The following is an 18,693-nucleotide window of genomic DNA, read 5'->3' on the forward strand; positions in this document are numbered from 1 at the left end:
TTCTAAACCAGGTTATCCGTGGGATAACGCTGTTACCGAAGCTTTTTTTAATATATGAAAAAAGAAGAATTAAACCGCCGTTCATTTCATTCAATCGAAGAAGTACAGTTAGCTTGTTTCACTTACATTGAAGGATTCTATAACACCAAACGTCCTCATGGAACATTAGATATGCTTACACCAAATGAAAAGGAGGCTTTTTACTTTGAAAGTCTTTAAGTATCTTCTCTTTTTGTGTCTACTTTATTGACATCTATCCACTACCTAGGAACACTTGTTCTAAAATTTTCAAATTTGCTTTCATATGTTCACCACCATATTTTTCAAGTGAATGAGATAATTTCTTCCTCAAGCTTATCAGCATCTACGTAGATTTTAATTTCGCCACCTCTGCTATCTCCCAAAATGGTTTCAATTTATAGAATTTCCGTACTTCACGACTCATGGAACGAACCATACTTTCCCACCTTCTAAAACTTTGAATGTACTTTTTCGTTCCTCTCTTAATGCTTCATTGACTTCTTCTTGACTCCAAGGAACAATCAATCGAACAGAATAGTCAACAATTAAATCAACAAATTCATAACGAAATCTGTTAATAGACACTACTTCATATGCTATCCCTTCCTTAAAAATGATAATTTCTCCTGTTTTGATTATTCGCTTATCATCTTTTGATTGGGTATAACGATCAGTTAAAACAGCTTCTTTTTTGTAATTACGATAATTACTTGGTTCTCCAACATTTTGAACTAAAACTTTTACCGTTAAACTTATAGACTTACTACCCCAAAGTTTCTTAACTTCAAGAATGCGAATAACAATATACTTAGCACCCATATATTCAATGGATTCACCAATACTTACTTTTTCATTGAATCCCTCTTTATAAAGTTCCATAATCGCTAATAAACGATCCATTTTTCCCACTCCTTTTTTACACAAAATCAAGAATTTCAATGCAAAAAAACATACTTACTCAGAATCAAGATCTTCACAACGGACATATTTCAATGCATGTTTAAAAAATGTCATATAATTCCCTGTTCGTTGATTACTTTTGTCTATTTGCTTTATCATGATATCGTACGTAGAAATAAAAGCTAAAATACCTTCTATTCGCTTGTTATCCATAGTCACAATTATTACTTTTTTATTTAAGAAAAAGTTTAATCCTGAAGGAGTTCGCTTCAGTCGTCGCTCATCCGTTTGCGTGTTTAATGGACCTTTGCTTTTCATTTTTAGTCGTTGCTCCTTGTTCGTTAACTTTTTATTTGTCATTTAGTCAATTCCTTTCTTTCCATCACGTTCCCGCTTGTAACTTCCTAGCCTTTTTTCGTTTGCTAGTTTGTCTTTTTTACTTGTGTTAACAGAAAAACAAAATGTCTGGCTTCGCAAGGTTTCTAGCGTTCGCAACCTCAAACTCGTAGAAAGAAAGAATCGCTCCCTTGAAAACGAGCGGACGATTGCTCGTCATCTTTTGTTTTCGTGCTAGCTGAGTCTTCGCAACTCTCCTTCCTAGTGTGTGCCTCACCCATCCAAACGCACCGCTTCTTCTAGCCGTACTATTTTAGGCGTTTTATCCTTCCTAAGCCCCGAATAGGCACGCTGATCAGCTTAGAAAGTTCTGTTTGTATTCAATTGTCAAGGATCTGGAAAAATTATCAAAACCAGTTTACGTGTATTGCTTCAGTTCAACTCTAGTTCAAGAGATCCCTTCCACCCACAAATAATTACTATCTGCTTCGTGTCCGTGTGCTGCTTTCAATAGCTTTTCCTTTGCTAGTTTCACTAAACTAACAAACGAAAAAAGGCTAGTTTTCGGGTCAATGAGTTTCTTTTATTCTTGCGTAATGCTCTCGTAAAATCATCAAGGGTTGTTGCGGACAACCACGATAAGCCACAATCTTTCCATTCAGAAAAATCGACTTAATTTGTGTGAAAAATAATTCTGCATCTTCATTAATTCCTAGCTCTCTTGTAACAATTACTTGCTTCTTTCCTGAATTATCCACAATAATCCGCTGAAGCTTCCGTTGAGAGACCCTCCATCGCTGGCGATTGAATAAAGTCACTTCACAACAAATTCTTTCTAAATATAAAGGCGTTAATTCCATCAAGCCCCCCCTCCTTATCATAGATATACTGTAAAAGGCAATTGGCGCATTTTACTTTTAACCTGTATCAGCTTCAAATAAGTTCAATTGTTTGCTTCTACGATACGTTGCTAAAAAAGGTACTATCGTCGCTTCTAGTTCTTCATTTGTTAACAAGAACAATTGCTTCAAACGAGAAAGATAAACCTGTTGTTTCTCACGTGTACGTTGCAAACACTGCTTCACAAATGATCGTACAGACATCAATAGAATTCCTCCTCCTTTACCACGCTTACTTCGATAAAATACCTTATTTTCTTTTTTTAAGTCTTTCAAGAGTCGATCAAGGCTACGAGTAGGGATTCCAATTTTCTCCTGTAGTTCTTTTCTTGTACTCTCTATGTATCCTTGTCCTTGAGCTTCTACTTGATTTAAGTAGTTCATGAGATCCGTTTTCCATTCTTGTTGGTGATTATATTTCCGTTGATCTCTTGACTTTTTGAATTTCCACCATCCACGACGTTGAATGAATAACTCTTTCTCTTGGATATCTGGAGCAATCCATTCCTGGCACAATTCCAAGATAAAATCTCGTCGAGCTGCTCGATAATCACCGGAATAAGCACTCTTTATAATCGTTTCAACTTCTTTTTCAGCTAATGGCTCTTTCAAGCGTTCGTTAAATTCAAACATGTTGTACTCGCAAGTTTCTTGCCCATAACCAGAAGAAAAATAGGCAAGAGAAAGGGTGAAAATCACATTGTTTCTTCCTAAGCGACCTTCTCCTCCGATAATGTCGGCTTTTCGTAGTAACAAATCAAACCATGGTTCATCCACTTGGCGATATACTTTCTTCTCAGGAAAAACAATTAATTTCGCGTTTCTTTCTGCTTCACATCTGTGGTTAGAGGCTATTTTCATCGACCAATTGATCCACTCCGAAAATGAATACTGATTCTCTGATTCGTAAAATACAATATTTCTTTTATTCGGAAATCGAGCAATACCAAAATGATTACACCCAATATCTACACCTACTAACTGTTTTGCCAGCTGTGATCGAATAGTCATAGAAATTCGCTTGGCTACTTCGATCACTTTAAAATTGCTTTTGCGTGTGACATAAGCAGGTATACTTAATACAAAATAGACCTGATATCCAAAATCTGATTCTAAAATTAACGTTGGCATATAGCCTAGTTGATCGATACACGCAAGAATGATTTCTCCTTGGTGATTTTCTTTTGAATCGATATCAACGACAAACGTATTGATTTGGCGTAAATTTTTTTCAAAATGTCCTTTAACAACTAAACGTTTCTCATCTGTGTATTCTCCATATCGATAGACATTTGGTGTCCAATGTGTAATTGTATCTGCTTGTTCTTCAATGGCTTCTATAGAAGTAATCACGACTCCTCTTGAAACAGATAAGGCTTCTTTAGAATAATAAATAAAAATCGAGCCTTTCTTTTCTTCTTCAACAAAGCCTACCGGCTTTAGTCGACTATTTTTAAACTTGTAAGTACGTAATCCATTCTTCAAAAAAAGATTAAGCATTTTTTCTCTCCTTTCTGTTTTGAAAATTTAGCAAACAAAAAAACTCTGTATAAAGTTGCTTACACAGAGTTTTTAATCATTGTTATTTAATTTTTTCGAGAGAACTACATCCATTAGAAAATTCTAATTTTAAAATTGACGCTCGGGCAAAAACTAGACACTTACTTTATTTTTTTATTCAACTGTTATCTGTAAGTCCATATATTCCTTTGTTCAGCTTAAGGCTGATTGTTATTTGCAGATTCAGTTTCCGTGTTTTGAGGCAAGCTGCTGGCTGTTTCACCCGACAACTCCGATTCGAGTTTCTTGATATTGGCTAAAGGCAGACGGTTCAGTTCTGGGATCAATTCATCCGAAAGATTTTTCACCGTTCCTTTTCCGGCGACGATCCGGTTTGCTTCTTTTCCTTTATCAAAGAAAACAAACGTTACCTGGTCTTTGGCAATCTGATATTTCTTTTCTAACCGAGAAACATCTGATACGATCGGATAATAATAGATCGGACGATTCAACTCACTCATTTTCTTCGGATCATCGAAAATCGAAAGTACTTCTTGATACGTTTCCCCTTTTGGCACACTGAACATCACGGAGATCGCTTTGCTTTCGGTAATCGTCTGATCTGCTTTGCTGTAATCGAACGGGCGGAGCCGATCGGAAGTGATCGTAGAATACACGAGACTCTCGACTTGTTCTTCTTTGATTTTTTCTGGCAGGAAAAACATCGCAGCTGCTAAGATCCCTGATAAAAAAAGAAAGAAGAATACCCGCCTGAAATATTTTTTTGGATCCGCATCAAACGCCGACAAAAACCGGTCATACGCTCCTTGAATTTTGAATTTGAATTCTTCCCAGATAGCCAACAGCCTCTTTCCTTTCTCTCTTATTTTCTCTATTATACCAAAAAACACACGCACGACGAAAAAAACTGTCATTTTATTCATTTTGATCCATTTTCTTTTCCATAAGGGTATTATAGGGTGGATACATGGACTAGATTGGCGGAGATTGGTCTTTCTGCTGTTTTTTCGTTATAATGAATATAATTATGAAAAGAAATGAGGAATGAATCATGTCCTTTGATGGTGTATTTACTCATGCAATGGTCAATGAATTGCGTGATACTCTATTATCCGGCCGAATCTCAAAAATCCACCAGCCTTATGAAAATGAAGTTGTTCTGGTGATCCGTTCTCGGGGAACGAATCATCGTTTATTACTATCCGCACATCCTAGCTATGCTCGTGTGCAAATCACACAGATCGAGTATCAAAATCCGGATAACCCGCCAAATTTCGTCATGATGCTGCGCAAGTATCTTGATGGCGCGATCTTAGAAGAAATCGAACAGATGAATAATGACCGAGTGATCCATTTTCACTTCGCCAAACGAGATGAACTAGGAGACTTGCAAAATATCATTTTGATTGTTGAGCTGATGGGACGCCATAGTACGATCGTATTAGTCAATCGCAAGACCGGAAAGATCCTAGATGCGATCAAGCATATCGGCAGTTCCCAAAATACGTATCGTTCACTGCTTCCCGGCGTCGAATATATCGAGCCGCCTAAGCAAGAACAACTCAACCCATTCAGTACAGACAAAGAAAAAGTCTTCCAGCGTTTATCACAAACAGAGCTGACACCAAAAACACTTCAGCAGCAATTCCAAGGACTTGGTTTTGATACCGCTCAAGAACTCGTTGACCGTTTAACAAAACAGCCGAATGAAAAAATGTTGGTTTGGCAAGAATTCTTCTCTGCGGTAGCGACTTCGCCAACTCCTTCATATTATGAGCTGGAAAAGAAAGAATACTTTACACCGATTCCCTATCCGTTTTTTGCACAAGAAGCTGTAGACACACAAACCTATCCAACGCTTAGCGCATTGCTCGATGCTTATTATCATGAAAAAGCAGAAAAAGACCGAGCAAAACAACAAGGCGGCGAACTGATCCGAAAAATCGAGAACGAGCTGAAGCGTAACCGAACCAAACTCGAAAAACGCGAACAAACCTTGAAAGAATCTGAAAATGCCGAGGATTACCGAAGAGACGGAGAATTACTGACTACTTTCATGACACAAGTCCCTCGTGGTGCATCAGAAGTGACATTACCGAATTATTATGAAGAAGACCGTCCGCTGACCATCAAGCTTGATCCTGCATTATCACCTAATCAAAATGCCCAGAAATATTTCCATCGCTATCAGAAACTGAAAAATGCGGTGAAACTGGTCGGAAAACAGATCCAAGAAGCAAAGGATGAGATCCAGTATCTCGAATCTGTTCTTTCTCAGCTGGAGATCGCCGGACCAATGGATATCGAAGTGATCAAGGAAGAACTGACTGCTGAGGGCTATCTGAAAAAGAAGACACAGAAAAAACAAAAGAAAAAGAAACCTTCGCAGCCCGATCAATACCTTTCTTCTGATGGTACAGTGATCTTGGTCGGAAAAAACAATCTGCAAAATGATCAGTTAACGATGAAAACAGCCAAAAAAACAGATTATTGGCTTCATGCAAAGAATATCCCTGGTTCGCATGTCATCATCAAAAGTGAACAGCCTTCAGATGAAACGATCACTGAAGCTGCAGAACTAGCGGCTTACTTTTCAAAATACCGATACTCTGCACAGGTACCAGTCGATTTGGTCCAAGTCAGACATATCCGCAAGCCAAATGGTGCAAAACCTGGTTACGTTATCTACGAAAATCAGAAAACAATCATCGTGACACCCGTAGAAGAAAAGATCCAATCAATGAAAAAAGAATGATTTTTCTTTAGTAAACAGAAAAACGGTCGTCAAGAAGTAAAAGAAACATTACTTCTGGCGATCGTTTTTTGTATTCATACAGATAAGCTGCTGGATATTTCAGTCAAACGCACATATTTACTTCATTTGTTTCATCACATGTTGCAAACTCAGGATGAATTGCTTTGCGATCTCACTCAATGGCTGTTTGGCAGAATAAATGACGTAAAGTTCATTCATCGGACCATCAGCCAAAGGAATCAATCGCAAGTATTCCTTGATTTCTCCGATAACGATCCCTGAACCAGAGGCGTAAGCATTGGTTTCCAAGACAATATTCATCAGCGTACCGCGATCACTTGTATAGATCACGGATTCTTGCTCTGGGATCTCAATCAGATCTTCATAAAAATAAGGAAAATTGCTGCCGTCTTGCGTAAAACGAACCTGCGGGAAAGCGGCGAGTTCTTCTTTTTTTATTTCTTGCCGCTGTGCGAGCGGATGGCCTTGTCTGAGAAAAATATGTGTTTTGAACGTCCCTAGAGACTGGGCAACTAATTCGCCTTGTTCTAAGTATCGCTTGATGCCTGCACGGTTATGGTCGTTCATATAGAGAATCCCCAATTCACTCTGCTGCTGCTTCACTTCTTCGATGACCGTCGCAGTTGTCGTTTCCATGATGCGGAACTGTTTGACTTCTGCTTTAAACGTTTCGATCAGCTTAGCCGTCAGCGGGCCTAAAAAATCATAGTGCTGAGAAGCGATCGAAAAGCTTTCTCGTTTCTCACTTGTGAGGTAATAGCTTTCTAAGGCATCCAGCTGCACTAAAATCCGCTCGGCACGTTTCAAAAAGGCTTGTCCTTCTTCTGTTAGATAAGCGCCCCGATTCGTGCGAGTGAATATCGTGATACCCAATTCCGTCTCCAGTTCTCTGATTCCGGCTGACAGGCTTGGCTGAGAAACATATAATTTTTTTGCGGCTTCTCTGAAACTCCCATTGTTCGCTACAGCGATCACATACTTCATTTGCTGGATATTCACTGGCTGATCCCCTCGAAATAATCGATTTTTCTTCCATTCAATGGCTGCAACGGCCGGTTGTTCGGCTGTGCATATTGTCCCTTGAACGGAAGGAGAAACTCTTTATTCAATTTCCCGACCTGATCCATCACGAACCACTGGATCGGGCCGCTTGTCGGTGGTGTCGTCAATGAACCAACATAATGGAAGTGACTCCTTTTTTTCGGAAAGAAAATCTCAGGATTCGTCCAGTGTTCGTGCTGTTCCAGGTTCCAGCTATCGCCATTGTCACGATCATACAGCCAGCCTTCATTTTCTGCCAGCTGATACATCGCCCCGACAACGAGGTTCTCTTTCTGGGCATTCATATGGACAAAATGGAACTCGATATCTTCTTGCCGGCCGTTGATAAGATGCTCAGACGGAAGATGGAAATGGATGTCCGTCAAATAGTATCGTTGATTCTTGAATTCAACATAACTTAATTGGTCAAACGGAACCAAATGGATCGTATTTTTGAATTCTTTATCTGTAAATCGCTGTTTCTGATAATGAAAAGACAATGTTTCTTTTGGATCACTAGATGGACTGCTTGATACTAAATGAATCGGCGACTGTAATGGAAACTCCGCACCTTTTGCAAACCAGTCACAAAGCTCGGCCCAGTGTTCGGGTCCTCTCTCACCAGAATAGCTCCATTCGACATCCATGTTCTTTTTCAACTATATTCCCCCTGCATCTCATGCTGAATTTATTCTTCTGTTTTTTTCACAATCGTTGAGACCGTTTCGAGAAACGCCTCTTTTCCATAAAATTCCTGATTCAATAGTTCTGGAAATATTTCCTTAAAGAAGTACTGAACAGAAGGACGATGTTCAAAACTTTTGATGGTTGTTACTGCTTCGATGAACATCTCCTTATATACTTTTTCCGGGTTATTTTTGACGATTTCGTCGAAGGATTCATAAAGAAGATCGACTTTATCAGAAATAGCTAACAGCTCCCCTTCAACCGTATCATCTTTCCCTTCAAAAAGGCGTCGGCGATAGACTTCCTGGAATTCTTCCGGGATCTCCTGATTGATAAATTCATCCGTCATTTTTTCTTCAACTGTCTGAAGCATTCCCCGCAATTCTTTGCTAGCGTATTTTACTGGCGTTTTGATATCACCGATAAAACGTTCGGTATAATCATGATTCAATGATTTTTCATAAAGGAGCTTCCAATCGATCGGCTGTCCATTCACTTCTTCGATATCACCAAGCACTTGCGCAATGGATGCAACACGATAGGAATGTGCTGCGACTGTATGCTCCGTATACTTGAAAAAGCCGGGTGCTCTCGTGATTGTCTCCAAATTATTCAGACCTAAAATAAATTCGTTCAATCCCATAAAGGTTCCCTCCCAGTGAGATTTCTTTTTCCGAATATCATATCATTAAATAAATAACTTTGACAATCGTTGTGCTTTGCTTGTTCGATGTTTCTGTTCTTTCTTCTAGATTGTTTTTCTAGGGAATGCACCAAATTTATTAAACAAAAAAGCGGGAAATCTCTACCCGCCTTCTTGTTGATATTTAAAAGGATCGCTAACGAACAGTTGACACGATTTTTTATCTTGTTAACCAGTTTTCTGGATCTTGTTTCCAACTTTTCAGCAATGACAATTCCTGCTCATCGATATAGTTATCCTGCAAGGCTGCTTCGATAAGTGTCGTATAGTTTGTCAAAGTCACTAGTGGAAGGCCCGATTTGTCAAAGTTTTCTTTTCCTTTCGGCAATTCATAAGTGAAAATGGCTGCTACACCTAATACGTCCGCACCTTCTCGTTTTGCCGCTTCAGATGCTTCCAGCACGCTTCCACCTGTCGAAATCAGGTCCTCGATGACAACCATTTTCTGTCCTTCGAAGATCCGGCCTTCGATCTGGTTTCCTTTCCCATGATCTTTTGCTTTACTGCGAATGTACACCATCGGCAAATCAAGTATTTCTGCTACCCATGCTGCATGCGGGATCCCCGCTGTTGCCGTTCCAGCGATCACCTGCACGTCTGGAAATGCCTGTCTGATTTTATTTGCCAATCCTTGTGCGATATCTTTTCGGACTTTCGGATAACTCATAGTGATCCGATTATCACAATAGATCGGGCTTTTGATTCCGCTTGCCCATGTAAAAGGCTGTGTAGGATTTAAAAATACGGCTTCTATTTCAAGTAGATCTTTTGCAATCGTCTCTTCGATCTTGTTCATTTCCTGACTCCATTCTGCTTGTATTTGCTGATACGCTTTGTAAGGTTCCACTGCTTGAGTGATCGGTCTTCCGACAACGATAAAGGTAGAGCCGATTTCCTTTGCTCGTGCTGGGGTCACTACTCGTGTCTGGTCTCCTGCTGATGTCCCTTCTGGTCGGATTCCTGGTGTCAGACAGATAAAATCATTATCTGCAGCTTTTTTGATTGCTTCGACTTCCCATGCAGAAGATACCACGCCGTCCAGCCCAGCTTTCTTCGCACATTCGGCATAATGGATCACGCTGTTTTCTAGCGGAACATCGATCAACTGATCTCGATGCATTTCTTCTTCACTGGTTGAAGTTAGCTGTGTGATTGCTAATAATAACGGACGCTTCTTACCTTCTGGCGTTCCTTCCTCTAGACCTTTCATTGCAGCTTCCATCATACGGACACCGCCTGCTGCATGAACGCAAGTGATGTCTACACCGAGTTTAGCTAGCCCACGCATGGCTTTTTCTACCGTATTCGGGATATCATGGAGTTTTAGATCCAAAAATACATCGTGCCCTGCATCCTTCAGCCAGCGAACGATCTCTGGACCTTCCTGATAAAACAATTCCATGCCGATTTTGACGAATAACTTCTCATCACTTGGAAACTTCTCTAAAAATGCTTCAACCTCCTGCCAAGCTGAAAAATCTAATGCAATAATTGGTCGTCGATTCATTGTTCACGTTCCTCTCTTACTTCTTTGATTAATTGTTCCAAAGACTCGATCCCTAATTCGCTCATGCGCTCCGGTAAAGCTTCGATCAGTTTCGGACAGATGTAAGGATCAGTGAAATTCGCTGTCCCTACTGCTACTGCACTGGCACCAGCCATAAACATCTCTAGCACGTCATCGACGGTCTGCACACCGCCCATTCCTATGATTGGCAATTTCGTGACTCCTGCAACCTGATGGATCAAACGGATAGCAACTGGCTTGATCGCAGGTCCGGATAGTCCTCCTGTTTGATTGGCTAAGATCGGTTTTTTCGTCTTCAAGTCGATTCTCATGCCAAGTAAGGTATTGATCATCGTAAATCCGTCTGCGCCGCCAGATTCGATTGCTTGAGCGATTGGAACGATGTCCGTAACGTTTGGCGATAGCTTGACATAGACTGGTACCTTTGCCACTTTCTTGACCGCTTGCGTCAACTGAAAAGCGACTTCTGGGTCAGTTCCGAATGCGATACCGCCATGCCGGACATTCGGACAGGAAATATTCAACTCGATGGCTTTGACGTTTGGTGCATCACCGATCTTTGCACAAACTTCCACATAATCCTCTTCGCAGGCACCTGCTACATTTGCAATAATCGGCAAATCCTTGTACTGTTCTAATTCCGGAAGAAGGTCTGACATCACTGTATCCAGGCCTGGATTTTGTAAACCGATAGCATTCAGCATGCCAGAGGGAGTTTCAGCGACTCGAGGCGTTGGATTGCCAAATCTGGCTTGCGGCGTAGTTGCTTTCACCATGATCGAACCTAGCTGATTCAAATCATAGTATTTTCCGTATTCTTTTCCAAAACCAAAGCAGCCACTTGCAGGCATGATCGGATTTTTTAATTGCAGTCCGGGGAGATTTACCGCTAAACGATCCATTATATAACCACCTCTCCTACTTTAAAGATAGGTCCCTCATCACAAACTTTCACACTTTTCGTCCCCGTCTCATCTTCAGGCTTATGACAGACACAAGCATAACAAGCCCCGATGCCACATGCCATTCGTGATTCTAAAGAAAGCTGTACGTTTTGATAGGTAGAAAAAAGCTGTTCAACTGTTTTCAGTAAACCATTCGACCCGCAAGCAAATACCGCAGCCGGCGTTTCTTCGGTCCCCATCAATAGATTTCCGACATTTCCATGGAGTCCATGTGTCCCGTCATCTGTTGCGACCCTTGTCTCGCCAAGGTCTCGAAATTCTTCTTCATAGTAAACGACTTCCTTTGAAGCAAAACCTAAAAAATGGGTCACTTTCACGCCAAGATGTGTCAGCTGTTTTGATAGTTCATAAAGCGGCGGGACACCGATCCCTCCGCCCACGACGAACACCTGATCACCAGCTGATAAACCGGCCAAATCGAACCCGTTGCCTAATGGTCCCATCACATCTAGATGATCGCCTGCCTCAAGTTTCGCAAATTCCTTTGTTCCGTCACCTTCGACTCGATAGATGATTCGACACGTGTTGTTATCGCGATCAAAACTGTTCAAACTGATCGGTCTTCGAAGCAGAAGATCTGCTCTTGGAACGCGGATATGAAGGAATTGTCCTGGTTTTCTCATTTCCTGTACTAAATCGCCTTCTAATGTAAGTTCAAAAATGCGGGGAGCCAATTGTTTTTGCTGAAGGATTTTCATGATCTCCTGTTTCATTGTTTCCTCTCCTTCCATCACTTTTACAGCTTTTTTCAGATACTATAAGGGAAGGAGCCGTGACCGTCTGACGGACGCTGCTCCTTCTTTTTACTTGTTACTCGAAAAATCAAATCGCCTTCGTTGAGAATGCTCTGGATTCCATCACCCGTAAGATCGCATCTGCGGTATCTAAAGAAGTGAACAATGGCGTACCATGTTCTACCGCTTCTCGTCGTATGATAAAACCGTCTTTAGAGGCATTTCCGCGATCTTTGTCGATCGTATTGACGACTACTTGCGCTTTTCCTTCCCGGATCAGTTCAACGACATTTTTTTCTGCAGCATTTTCAGAGATTTTCGCAACTGTTGTAACGACTAAGCCATGCTCCTTGAAGTAAGTGGCGGTGTTTTTCGTTCCCAGTAAGCTATAGCCGATTTCAGCAAAGCGTCTTGCTAAGGCCAAGGCTTCTTCTTTCGTCTCATCTGCAATCGTAAACAGAACTGCTCCATACTCAGGAAGACGCAGACCAGATGCTTCGAATGCTTTGTATAATGCTTTATCCAGATTGTGATCCGAACCCATGACTTCACCAGTAGATTTCATTTCAGGACCTAAGTAGGTGTCGACCTTCTGTAATTTCGTGAAAGAAAATACCGGTGCTTTGACATGGACACCTTGAGCTTCAGGATACAGGTCATTTACATAACCTAGGTCTTCCAGCTTTTCACCCAAGATTGCTTTTGTCGCAATCTGTGCCATTGGAATTCCTGTCACTTTACTTAAGAAAGGAACCGTTCGGCTAGCGCGGGGATTGACTTCGATCACATACACTTCATTTTCATGGATAACGAATTGGATATTCATCATTCCTACACAGTTCAATCCTAATGCTAACCGGATCGTGTAGTCTTCGATCGTTTTCTTGAGTTGTTCGGAAAGTGCCTGTGGAGGATAGACTGCCATCGAATCTCCGGAATGGACGCCTGCACGTTCGATATGTTCCATGATCCCAGGTATCAGTACAGTCTCTCCGTCACAGATCGCATCTACTTCGCATTCACTTCCGATCAGATAACGATCGATTAATACAGGATGTTCTGGAGATGCTTTAACTGCATTTTCCATATAATCTTCCAAATCTCGCTGGTTCTCAACGATTTCCATCGCGCGACCGCCTAAAACATAGCTTGGTCGTACAAGGACCGGATAACCGATTCTTGCAGCGATACTCACTGCCTCTTCCTTACTCGTAGCTGTATCACCTAATGGTTGAGGCACCTGCAGTTTTTGCAATGCCTGTTCGAATAAATCGCGGTTTTCCGCGCGATCCAAGTCTTCGATCGAGGTTCCCAGGATTTTTACCCCGGCTTTTGCTAATGGTTCTGCCAGATTGATCGCTGTTTGTCCGCCGAATTGCACGATCACACCGATCGGCTGCTCTAATTCGATCACATTCATGACATCTTCAAAAGTCAGCGGCTCGAAATATAATTTATCTGAGATCGAAAAATCAGTTGACACCGTTTCTGGATTGCTGTTCATGATGATTGCTTCATATCCTGCTTGTTGGATCGCTTTCACGGAGTGCACTGTCGCATAATCGAATTCCACCCCTTGTCCTATGCGGATCGGACCCGATCCTAGTACTAAAACTGAAGGCTTCTCTGAACGACTGCTTTCATTTTCGTGTTCATAGGAACTGTAATAATAAGGCGTATTGGATTCAAATTCTGCGGCACAGGTATCGACCATCTTGTATACTGGTTTGATTTTGTTCGCTTCCCTGATTTCACGGATCTTCTGCACGGTTGTATGCCACAAAGAGGCGATTTTTTGATCTGTAAAGCCGTTTTGTTTGGCTTCTTTCAACAGACCAGAATCTTGTGGGGCTTGTTTTAATGCCTGTTCTAATTCAACGATATGCAAAATCTTATCTAGGAAAAACAAATCGATCTTCGTCAATTCAGCTAATTCTTCGATCGAATAACCTCTACGGATCGCTTCTGCTAGATAAAAGAGCCGGTCATCTTGCGCTCGGACTGTTTTTTCAATCAATTCTTCGTCGCTGGCTTTTTCTAATTCCGGTAACTCGATATGGAACGTACCGATTTCTAAGGAACGAACAGCTTTCAGCAACGATTCCTCGATCGTCCGCCCGATAGCCATGACTTCTCCAGTCGCCTTCATTTGCGTTCCTAACAAGCGTTCCCCGTGTTCGAATTTATCGAATGGCCAACGCGGTATTTTAGCTACCACATAGTCCAAGGCAGGTTCGAACTCCGCAAAAGTCGTACCAGTTACCGGGTTTTTCATTTCATCAAGCGTCAAGCCCAACGCGATTTTTGCCGCTAGCTTCGCGATCGGATAGCCAGTTGCTTTGCTTGCTAATGCGGAAGAGCGGGAAACACGAGGATTTACTTCAATGACGTAATAGTTGAAACTGTGAGGATCTAATGCCAGCTGAACATTGCAGCCGCCTTCGATTTTCAAGGCGCGGATGATCGAAAGCGACGCATCTCGCAGCATTTGATATTCGTGATCTGATAATGTCTGGCTTGGTGCGAAAACGATCGAATCACCGGTATGGATACCCACTGGATCGAAATTCTCCATATTACACACAACGATTGCATTGTCTGCAGAATCTCTCATCACTTCGTATTCGATTTCTTTAAAACCTGCAATGCTTCGCTCGATCAAACATTGAGTAGCTGGTGACAAGCTCAAGCCGTTTTCTGCAACTACTCGCAGCTCTTCTTCGTTTTCACACATTCCTCCGCCGGTTCCGCCAAGTGTGAATGCGGGACGTACGATGACTGGATAGCCGATAGTATTAGCAAAGGCTACCGCTTCTTCTACTGTGTTGACGATTTCTGATTCAGGGATAGGCTGGTTCAGCTCTTCCATCAGTTTTTTAAATAGATCCCGATCTTCTGCCTGATCAATCGCTGATAGCTTGGTCCCCAGAAGTTCGATATCCAGTTCCTCTAAGATCCCTGATTCAGCGAGTTCCATTGCCATGTTCAATCCAGTTTGTCCTCCCAAAGTAGGAAGCAAGGCATCTGGGCGCTCTTTTCGTAAGATCCGGGAAACAAATTCCAGCGTGATTGGTTCGATGTAGACTTGATCTGCAATTTCTTTATCTGTCATGATCGTTGCAGGATTGGAGTTTACCAGTACGACTTCGTACCCTTCTTCTTTCAAGGCAAGACAAGCTTGTGTCCCAGCATAATCGAACTCTGCTGCTTGTCCGATAATGATCGGACCAGATCCAATCACCATGATTTTTTTGATATCTGTACGTTTTGGCATGTTACTGCTCCTTTCCTGCATCCATCATTTCCATAAATTCATCAAACAAGTGCAAGGCATCGTGCGGTCCTGGCGCAGCGTCCGGATGGAACTGAACGCTGAAAGCTGGGTAATTCCGGTGCCGGATACCTTCCACTGTTCCGTCATTGACTTCCACATGGGTGACCATCAGTTTCTCTGGATCGATCGTCTGCTCATCGACAGCGTATCCGTGATTCTGAGATGTGAAATCGATCCTTCCAGTAGCGATTTCTCGCACAGGATGGTTCAATCCGCGATGGCCGAATTTCATTTTGTACGTATCTGCGTCATTTGCCAGAGCAAACAGCTGATGACCGAGACAAATACCGAAGATCGGCACTTTCCCTTGGATCTTTCGGATCATTTCGATCGCTTCTGGAACATCTTTTGGATCGCCTGGTCCATTTGTCAGCATCACCCCATCTGGCGATAATGACAAGATCGTTTCTGCATCAGTATTATAAGGAAGTACCGTCAAACTGCAATTTCGTTTGCTCAATTCGCGTAAGATGCTGTGTTTCAGACCGAAGTCAACAACAGCGACCTTTCTTCCTGTTCCAGGACTCGGATAAGGTTTGTTGGTAGAAACTTGCTGTACTTGGTTTGTCGGCAGCACCGTCGCTTTCAATTGGTCGAATGCGTGCTCAAACGAATCACCAGCGTCGATGATGCTTGCTTTCATCGTACCGGCTTTACGAATCTTCCGAGTCAGTGCACGTGTATCGATTCCTGAGATTCCCGGTATCCCTTTTTGTTTCAAAAATGTATCAAGAGTCATCTGGTTCCGCCAATTCGAAGCCACTCTTGCGTGTTCTTTCACAACCACGCCTTTACAGGTCGGCGAGATCGATTCATAATCATCTCTGTTCACGCCGTAATTGCCGACCATCGGATAAGTAAAAGTGATGATCTGTCCATTAAAGCTTTGATCGGTGATCGTTTCTTGATATCCTGTCATACTTGTCGTAAAAACGATTTCACCAAAGACATTCGCGTCTGCGCCAAATGCTGTTCCTTCAAAGACTGTTCCGTCTTCTAAAATCAATAAGCGTTCCATCCTGTTATTCCCCTTTCTGCCAAGCAAGTGTTCCGTCGACAAAAGTCATCAAGGTTTCCCCTTTGACTTTCCATCCGACAAATGGTGTGTTCTCACCTTTTGACAAAAAGTCTTTTTTATCGATCGTACTGGTGTGTTCGATGTCAAAAACTGCAAGATCTGCCGGTGCACCAATCGTTAGCGTCCCTGCATTAAGCTCAAAGATCTCAGCCGGTTTGACTGCCATCCAATCGATCACTTGTTCCAGAGTAAATCTACCTGTCTCTACGAAATGGGTGTAGATCAACTGGAAAGCCGTTTCGCTTCCTACGATCCCGAATGGTGACTCTAAAAAGCTTTTGCTCTTTTCTTCTAGTCCGTGAGGTGCATGGTCTGTTGCGATACAGTCGATCGTCCCATCAAGTAGCCCTTCGATCAACGCTTCACGATCTTCTTTTTCTCTCAATGGCGGATTCATTTTCCAAAAACCGAAATCTTCTGGGATGTCTTCATCAATAAGGATCAGATGATGTGGAGAAACTTCTGCTGTTACGTGGATTCCTGCTTTTTTTGCGTCTCTGATCACGCGGACACTCTCTTTTGTCGATACGTGGCAGACATGATAATGTACACCAGTTGCTTCTGCTAAAAGCAGATCGCGGGCGATTTGCGAAGATTCGGTGATACTGAGGATTCCCGGCAAACCAAGTTCATCCGCTCTTTTTCCGGCGTGCATGACTCCTCCGAACAATAGGGATTCATCTTCCGTGTGCGCTACGAGCGCTTTGTTGTTTTTAGCCGCTTCTTTCATAGCCAGATACATCGTACCGGCTGTCTGGACACCAACACCGTCATTAGTGAAGGCAAACGCACCTTCTTTGATCAGTGCTTCTTGATCCACTAAAACTTCACTTCTCAGATTTTCAGTGATTGGCGCATATTGGAGAACTTTGATTGCTGCATCTTTTTGGATGATTTCATATACTTGTTTCAGTTTTTCTGCCGTGTCAGGCACGGGATTCAAGTTAGGCATTGCACATACAGTCGTAAAGCCACCGCGTGCTGCTGCTTTTGTTCCAGCCTCGATCGTCTCCTTATATGTAAATCCAGGCTCTCTCAAGTGTACGTGGACATCTACTAGTCCAGGTGTGATCAGCTGACCCTTCGCATCAAACACTTCATCAAATTCGGTCTCGATAAATCCAGTGCCGATTGCTTTGATCTTTCCTTCTTCGATCCAAATTTCTGCGGGTGCCGTTTCATTTTTTCTGATACTGATTTGACCGTTTTTAATGAGTGTTTTCATGTTTTCTTCCTCCTGTACTTACGCTTTTCCATTTAATACGGCTTCTAAAATAGCCATTCTGACGAATACCCCATTGCTCATCTGCTGAACGATCCGTGACTGCAGTCCTTCTACCAGCGAATCTGCCAATTCCACGTCTCTGTTGACAGGTGCCGGATGCATGATGATAGCATGTTTTTGCAGTTTTTTCGCACGTTCGACTGTCAAGCCGTATTCTTGGTGATAGCGCTCTTTTGAAAAACTTTCTTTACCATCGTGACGTTCATGCTGGACGCGAAGCATCATCATCACGTCTACTTGGTCTAACAATTCATCCAGTGGAACATAGTGCCCGTAAACTTCAAATTCATCATCATACCATTCACGCGGACCGGAGAAGAATACTTGAGCGCCTAGTCGCTTCAGCATCTGCATGTTGGATTTAGCTACACGCGAGTGAGTGATATCTCCAACGATGGCAACCTTCAATCCGTCAAAATGTCCGAATTCTTCATAAATAGTCATCAAATCAAGCAAACATTGTGTAGGATGCTGTCCGCTCCCGTCTCCGCCATTGATGATGGAGCATTGGATCGTTTTGCTTTGGATCAGTTCATCATAGTAGTTTTCATCTCCGTGTCGGATGACCGCCACATCCACGCCCAAAGCTGACATGGTCAAAACTGTATCATATAAAGTTTCTCCCTTTTGGACCGAGCTGGTACTTGCCTCAAATTCGATGACTTCCAATCCCAGTTTCTTTTCCGCAACATCGAAGCTTTTGTGTGTTCTCGTACTGTTTTCAAAAAACAGGTTTGTAGCAAAATACTGACGCTTTTGCGGTGTCCAGTTTGCGCCTTGCTTGAACTCTTGTCCTCTGCGGATCAACCCCATTACTTCTTGGTCTGTCAATGCTTCTACCGTCAATAAATGTTTTAAACTGATACGTTCTGATTTGATGATCAT

At 42.2% G+C, this 18,693-nt stretch carries 16 protein-coding genes and 2 pseudogenes; 2 read left to right on the forward strand and 16 right to left on the reverse strand.

Features of this window, described 5'->3' with window-relative positions; all coding sequences use genetic code 11:
- A pseudogene (locus tag G7Y42_RS12830) lies at positions 1-219 on the forward strand (integrase core domain-containing protein); the annotation flags it as partial.
- A 222-nt stretch (positions 220-441) separates the two neighbouring features.
- Here the strand turns inward: G7Y42_RS12830 and G7Y42_RS12835 are convergent.
- From G7Y42_RS12835 to G7Y42_RS12855, 5 genes are all read right to left on the reverse strand, one after another.
- Positions 442-921 carry a hypothetical protein gene (locus G7Y42_RS12835; protein WP_165006553.1) on the reverse strand — a complete coding sequence of 160 codons (480 nt, stop codon included), beginning with the start codon at positions 919-921 and terminating at the stop codon, positions 442-444.
- Positions 922-975: 54 nt separating this feature from the next.
- Positions 976-1,281 carry a hypothetical protein gene (locus G7Y42_RS12840; RefSeq protein ID WP_165006557.1) on the reverse strand — a complete coding sequence of 102 codons (306 nt, stop codon included), beginning with the start codon at positions 1,279-1,281 and terminating at the stop codon, positions 976-978.
- A 545-nt stretch (positions 1,282-1,826) separates the two neighbouring features.
- A complete protein-coding gene (locus G7Y42_RS12845; RefSeq protein ID WP_165006560.1) occupies positions 1,827-2,120 on the reverse strand; it encodes a type III secretion system protein PrgR in 294 nt (97 codons plus the stop codon).
- 54 nt (positions 2,121-2,174) lie between these two features.
- Complete coding sequence (locus G7Y42_RS12850) at positions 2,175-3,656, reverse strand: primase C-terminal domain-containing protein (protein ID WP_165006563.1); 1,482 nt, start codon at positions 3,654-3,656, stop codon at positions 2,175-2,177.
- 218 nt (positions 3,657-3,874) lie between these two features.
- Complete coding sequence (locus G7Y42_RS12855; protein ID WP_165006694.1) at positions 3,875-4,522, reverse strand: hypothetical protein; 648 nt, start codon at positions 4,520-4,522, stop codon at positions 3,875-3,877.
- A gap of 206 nt (positions 4,523-4,728) precedes the next feature.
- On the opposite strand from G7Y42_RS12855, the gene efbA reads away from it, so the two are divergent.
- Positions 4,729-6,432 (forward strand): fibronectin-binding protein EfbA, encoded by a 1,704-nt coding sequence (gene efbA / locus G7Y42_RS12860; protein WP_165006566.1) that lies wholly within the window; start codon positions 4,729-4,731, stop codon positions 6,430-6,432.
- A 117-nt stretch (positions 6,433-6,549) separates the two neighbouring features.
- On the opposite strand, the gene G7Y42_RS12865 is transcribed toward efbA, so the two are convergent.
- The 11 genes and pseudogenes from G7Y42_RS12865 to G7Y42_RS12910 form a co-directional block, all read right to left on the reverse strand.
- Entirely contained in the window at positions 6,550-7,452 is a 903-nt protein-coding gene (locus G7Y42_RS12865; RefSeq protein ID WP_165006569.1) for a LysR family transcriptional regulator, read from the reverse strand.
- A complete protein-coding gene (locus G7Y42_RS12870; RefSeq protein ID WP_165006572.1) occupies positions 7,449-8,153 on the reverse strand; it encodes a carbonic anhydrase family protein in 705 nt (234 codons plus the stop codon). Before G7Y42_RS12870 ends, G7Y42_RS12865 begins: the two co-directional genes overlap by 4 nt.
- Before the next feature lie 29 nt (positions 8,154-8,182).
- Positions 8,183-8,824, reverse strand: a complete 642-nt coding sequence (locus G7Y42_RS12875; RefSeq protein WP_165006575.1) for a YfbR-like 5'-deoxynucleotidase — start codon at positions 8,822-8,824, stop codon at positions 8,183-8,185.
- Between the two features lie 220 nt (positions 8,825-9,044).
- Positions 9,045-9,680 (reverse strand): orotate phosphoribosyltransferase, encoded by a 636-nt coding sequence (pyrE, locus tag G7Y42_RS15050; RefSeq protein ID WP_241161963.1) that lies wholly within the window; start codon positions 9,678-9,680, stop codon positions 9,045-9,047.
- A gap of 6 nt (positions 9,681-9,686) precedes the next feature.
- A pseudogene (gene pyrF, locus G7Y42_RS15055) lies at positions 9,687-10,391 on the reverse strand (orotidine-5'-phosphate decarboxylase); the annotation flags it as partial.
- Positions 10,388-11,314, reverse strand: a complete 927-nt coding sequence (locus G7Y42_RS12885) for a dihydroorotate dehydrogenase (protein WP_165006581.1) — start codon at positions 11,312-11,314, stop codon at positions 10,388-10,390. The gene G7Y42_RS12885 and the pseudogene pyrF, both read right to left, overlap by 4 nt.
- The gene (locus G7Y42_RS12890) at positions 11,314-12,090 is read right to left on the reverse strand and encodes a dihydroorotate dehydrogenase electron transfer subunit (protein WP_165006584.1); all 777 of its coding nucleotides are present in this window, start codon (positions 12,088-12,090) and stop codon (positions 11,314-11,316) included. The genes G7Y42_RS12885 and G7Y42_RS12890 overlap by 1 nt, the downstream gene beginning before the upstream one ends.
- Positions 12,091-12,199: 109 nt before the next feature.
- The gene (carB, locus tag G7Y42_RS12895) at positions 12,200-15,385 is read right to left on the reverse strand and encodes a carbamoyl-phosphate synthase large subunit (protein WP_165038295.1); all 3,186 of its coding nucleotides are present in this window, start codon (positions 15,383-15,385) and stop codon (positions 12,200-12,202) included.
- 1 nt (position 15,386) lies between these two features.
- Complete coding sequence (locus tag G7Y42_RS12900) at positions 15,387-16,463, reverse strand: carbamoyl phosphate synthase small subunit (protein WP_165006590.1); 1,077 nt, start codon at positions 16,461-16,463, stop codon at positions 15,387-15,389.
- A gap of 4 nt (positions 16,464-16,467) precedes the next feature.
- The gene (locus tag G7Y42_RS12905) at positions 16,468-17,748 is read right to left on the reverse strand and encodes a dihydroorotase (RefSeq protein ID WP_165006593.1); all 1,281 of its coding nucleotides are present in this window, start codon (positions 17,746-17,748) and stop codon (positions 16,468-16,470) included.
- 18 nt (positions 17,749-17,766) lie between these two features.
- Complete coding sequence (locus tag G7Y42_RS12910) at positions 17,767-18,693, reverse strand: aspartate carbamoyltransferase catalytic subunit (RefSeq protein WP_165006596.1); 927 nt, start codon at positions 18,691-18,693, stop codon at positions 17,767-17,769.

Source organism: Enterococcus sp. ZJ1622, assembly GCF_011038845.1.
Lineage (GTDB): Bacteria > Bacillota > Bacilli > Lactobacillales > Enterococcaceae > Enterococcus_B.

Coding starts and splice junctions, on each gene's coding strand:
- G7Y42_RS12875 (WP_165006575.1), bottom strand. CDS start 8,824: ATGGGATTGAACGAATTTATTTTAGGTCTGAATAATTTGGAGACAATC.
- G7Y42_RS12835 (WP_165006553.1), bottom strand. CDS start 921: ATGGATCGTTTATTAGCGATTATGGAACTTTATAAAGAGGGATTCAAT.
- G7Y42_RS12890 (WP_165006584.1), bottom strand. CDS start 12,090: ATGAAACAGGAGATCATGAAAATCCTTCAGCAAAAACAATTGGCTCCC.
- G7Y42_RS12850 (WP_165006563.1), bottom strand. CDS start 3,656: ATGCTTAATCTTTTTTTGAAGAATGGATTACGTACTTACAAGTTTAAA.
- G7Y42_RS12885 (WP_165006581.1), bottom strand. CDS start 11,314: ATGGATCGTTTAGCGGTAAATCTCCCCGGACTGCAATTAAAAAATCCG.
- carB (WP_165038295.1), bottom strand. CDS start 15,385: ATGCCAAAACGTACAGATATCAAAAAAATCATGGTGATTGGATCTGGT.
- G7Y42_RS12910 (WP_165006596.1), bottom strand. CDS start 18,693: ATGATCATCAAATCAGAACGTATCAGTTTAAAACATTTATTGACGGTA.
- efbA (WP_165006566.1), top strand. CDS start 4,729: ATGTCCTTTGATGGTGTATTTACTCATGCAATGGTCAATGAATTGCGT.
- G7Y42_RS12840 (WP_165006557.1), bottom strand. CDS start 1,281: ATGACAAATAAAAAGTTAACGAACAAGGAGCAACGACTAAAAATGAAA.
- G7Y42_RS12900 (WP_165006590.1), bottom strand. CDS start 16,463: ATGGAACGCTTATTGATTTTAGAAGACGGAACAGTCTTTGAAGGAACA.
- pyrE (WP_241161963.1), bottom strand. CDS start 9,680: ATGAACAAGATCGAAGAGACGATTGCAAAAGATCTACTTGAAATAGAA.
- G7Y42_RS12905 (WP_165006593.1), bottom strand. CDS start 17,748: ATGAAAACACTCATTAAAAACGGTCAAATCAGTATCAGAAAAAATGAA.